The sequence below is a fragment of the Actinocrinis sp. genome, from assembly GCF_035946395.1.
Lineage (GTDB): Bacteria > Actinomycetota > Actinomycetes > Streptomycetales > Catenulisporaceae > Actinocrinis.
This window is the reverse complement of sequence record NZ_DASYZI010000223.1, coordinates 1-3,780: the sequence shown is the minus strand read 5'-3', so window position 1 is coordinate 3,780 and position 3,780 is coordinate 1. Positions and strand designations below refer to the sequence as shown.

The 3,780-nt window shown below is 70.1% G+C and carries 2 protein-coding genes; both read right to left on the bottom strand.

All coding sequences use genetic code 11. The features are described from left to right. Window positions 1–3,312: ATP-dependent helicase (locus VGS97_RS14170; protein WP_326853929.1), on the bottom strand; the 3,312-nt coding region annotated here is incomplete at its 3' end. Next, window positions 3,309–3,780: PD-(D/E)XK nuclease family protein (locus VGS97_RS14165; RefSeq protein ID WP_326853928.1), on the bottom strand; the 472-nt coding region annotated here is incomplete at its 5' end. The genes VGS97_RS14165 and VGS97_RS14170, both read right to left, overlap by 4 nt.

The following is a 3,780-nucleotide window of genomic DNA, read 5'->3' as shown; positions in this document are numbered from 1 at the left end:
CTCCTCCTCACCCAGCAGCTCAAGTTCCTCGTCGTCGAAGAGCGTCTGCTGGCCGAAGCGGTGTTCGACCCACGCGTGGAACTCGGTGCCGCGGCGCGCCTGAGGCGCCGGCGGTCGAGGCATCGGCCGGAACAGTTCCTCCGCGAAGCCCTCGGGATCGGCCGCGTAGGAGACGAGCCGGGTGGCCGACAGCGTGCGAGGCATCGGAACCTCGAACCGCACGTCGTGCGCCCGGCGCAGCTCGCCGAGCAAAGCCTCGATGTCGGCGTCCCAACCGTCGACGAGTGGCTGAATGGCCGGGCTCAACAGCGCCGACGCGACATCGGCCAAGGACGCGAAATCAGCCAAGCCAATTGAACCGCCCGCCGCCGAACCGCCTGCGGCTGAACCGCCTGTGAATGAATCGCCTGTGAATGAATCGCCTGAGACTGCTGAGTTACCCGAATCACCGGAGCCGGCTGGCCCTGCATCATCGGCTGATCCCGCATCAGCTGACGCCCTCACGCCTGCCACCGATGAAGCCGACCCGATCCCTCCCACAGACTCAGTCCCTGACACCGGCCCGACCCCTGGCATCAGCCCGATCCTTGACATCGACTCAGCCCGTGACACCGGCCCAATCCCTGGCATCAGATCGGTCCCTGACACCGGCTCAGCACGTGACACTGGCTCAGTACGGGGCACCGGCTCGGTCTCATCGTCTTCGGATTGTTCGCCGAGCGAGCGCAATTCGGCCAAGACGGCCTCTGCGGCTCGTCTGCGCCACTCCCGCGCTTCGCCATTCAGGTCCGGCGGCCACGACAGCTCCCGGGACGCGGCCAGCGCGGGATTGCGTTCGTCCTCTCCCGGCGGCGCGGCCCACTGCGCGATCTCGCCGTTGTCCGGATCGGCCTGGCAGTGCGCGCGCAGAGCGGTGAGCATGGCGTTCGGCCCGCGCGGCGTGAGCTGCGTCGGCCCCCACCAGTGGCTCGCGACGATCAGCCGGGACTTCGCCCGGGTGAGCGTGACGTAGTTCAGCCGCAGGCTCTCCAGCTCCGCTTGCTGTTTCATCGCCGCGTCAAAGTCGTCAAAGGCGGCCTTGTCCCGTTCCGCGTCGAGCAGCGGCATCGGGTCGCCGCGCAGTTCGTGCGGGAGCTTCGACCGCTTCGTCGTCCACTTGTCGATCTTGGGCGGCTCCTGGTACTGGTGCGGGACGACGACCACTTCCCATTCCAGCCCCTTGGCCTTGTGCATCGTGAGGATCTTCACCGTCTGCGCGGCTGCCGGTGGCAGGTCGATGTCCAGGCCGCGCTCGTGCTCGGCGGCGGCCCGCAGGAATGAGCGGAACGCGGTGACGGATTGCTCGCCGTCCAGATCGGAGAAGTTTCCGGCGACGTGCAGGAACGCGCCGACCGTTTCGGCGCAGCGCTGCCGGAACGCGGCCGGGGAGGCCGCGATCTCCACATCGAGCCCGGTGTCCTGCAAGATGCGGTGCAGCACGTCGAGTACCGGTTCGGCCAAGCTGCGGCGCAGGCGGCGGATCTCGGCGGCGAAGCGGGCGAAGCGCCGACGCGCCTCCGCAGAGAACGGCAGCACGTCGCCGGGATCCGCAAGCGCGTCGGAGAGCGAGACGACGTCTGTGGGGTCGCTGTTGGCGGCGGCCTGGTCCAGGGGGCTGGCGGTGTCGTCGCGCGGGGGCCGGACCAGTTCGCGGGCACGCCTGCCGAGCAGGGCCAGATCACGCGGGCCGATGCGCCAGCGCGGACCCGACAGCAGCCGGACCAGCGGCGCGTTGGCGATCGGATCGTCGAGCACGTCGAGCATCGCGACCAGGTCCGCCACCTCAGGCAGGTCGAGCAGCCCGGACAGCCCCACGACCTCGACCGGGATGCCGCGGCCGTGCAGTTCCGCGTACAGCTCCGGAATGTGGTCGCCCTTTCGCACCAGGACCGCGATCTGACTCCACGGCACCTCGCCGTCCAACTCCTGGATCCGGTCGGCCAGCCAGCGGACCTCCTCGGCGTAGGTGCGTAGCAACCCGGCGACCGCGTATCCGAACTTCGCCTTCTCGGCCGACGGCGTCAGGCTGCGCACCGAGTCGTGGTGTTCGCGTAGTTGCACGGACTGCTCGTTGGCGAACGCCAACAGCCGTCCGCCGCTGCGCCGGTTCTCGGTGAGCGGATGGATCCGGGCCGCGCTGCCGTCACGGCGGCGGAAGTGCTGCGGGAACTGGTCGATGTTCGCCGCGGACGCGCCGCGCCAACCGTAGATCGACTGACACGGGTCGCCGACCGCCGTGACCGGGTGGCCCAGGCCGTGTTCGGGATCGGGGCCGCTGAACAGCGCGGCCAGCATCCGGCGCTGCGCCACGGAGGTGTCCTGATACTCGTCGAGCAGCACGACCCGGTATCTGGCCCGCTCGATCCGGCCGACGTCCGGCGCCTCTTCGGCCAGCCTGGTGCCGATGGACATCTGGTCGCCGAAGTCCACGAAGTCGCGGCCGGACTTCAGCCCCCGGTAGCCCTCGACCAGTTCGAGCAGTTCGCCGCGCTCACGGGCCTTGGCCGCCGCCTCCAGGTATCGCTGGTAGATCAGCCCACGGCGATTGGTGCGGCGGCTGGCGGCCCGGATCGATCTGCCCGTGACCGGATCCCGATACAGCTCGGCGGCGTCGGCGAAGGCGCGATCGAACGCGGCGAGCCGATCCGGGTCGACTATGTGCTCGGACAACTCGGCGTCCAGGTCGATCAGGTCCTTGGTGATCGTGGTGACGCTGCCCCGGAGCGCGTCGAAGGGCCCTGTCGCGGTGCGCACGATCCGCGCCGCGAGGGTGTACCGCCCGGCGTCGGCGATCAGCCGCGCGGAGGGCTCGATGCCGAGGCGCAGGCCGTGTTCCTTGATCAGCCGGTCGGCGAAGGCGTGGTAGGTGGAGATGACCGGCTCGCCGAACTCGTCCGGATCGACTGCCAGGTCGGCTGTCATGTCGCCAGGCTCGCTGGGATGCGTGGGCCCGAGGACGTCGAGGTAGTCGGCTGCGCTGTCGCCGGTCAAGCCGGCGGTGGCCAGGGCCGTGCCGACGCGCTCACGCAGTTCGGCCGCGGCCTTGTTGGTGAAGGTCAGGCCGAGCACTTCCCCGGGTCCGACCATGCCGGTGGCGACCAGCCAGACGACCCGGGCCGCCATGACCGTGGTCTTGCCCGAGCCCGCTCCGGCGACGATCACCCCCGGAGCCAGCGGGGCGGTGATCGCGGCGAGCTGTTCGTCGGTGTACGGCACGCCGAGCACCCGCGCGAGGTCGCGCGGCGTCTCGATGCGCTGTCGTGTGCGGCTCATGACGGCAGCTCCCGGCCCTCCGGCCGCTTCGGGCAGGCCGCCTTCAGCCGACAGATGGCGCAGACGTTCGCCTCGCCGTAGGCGTGGAAGCGCTCGTCAAGCACACGCTGCGCCACCTCGGCCACCAGCTTGGTGGCCCATTCCGGATCCGGCTGCACGCCGCGCCCCGGCTGCACGAGTACCGTCGGGCCCGGCGCGTCACTGCGGTCTCGCGGATAAACCAGCTCGGCCTGCGCCACCGTCGGACCGCCGGCCTCGTCCCGCGTCGCGATGCTCTCCGGCTCGCGGGATTCCGTTTCAGCCGGCCGCTTCTCGCCGGATTCCGGTTCACCGGCCGCGCCGACAGACGGCGAGGCGGTGTACGCCCCGGATTCGACCACCAACTGATAGACCCCCAGCTGCGGGTCCTCGGCGGTCTCCGCCCTGCTCTTCGGGTTGATCGAGGTCTTGAAGTCCACCAGGTAGGCG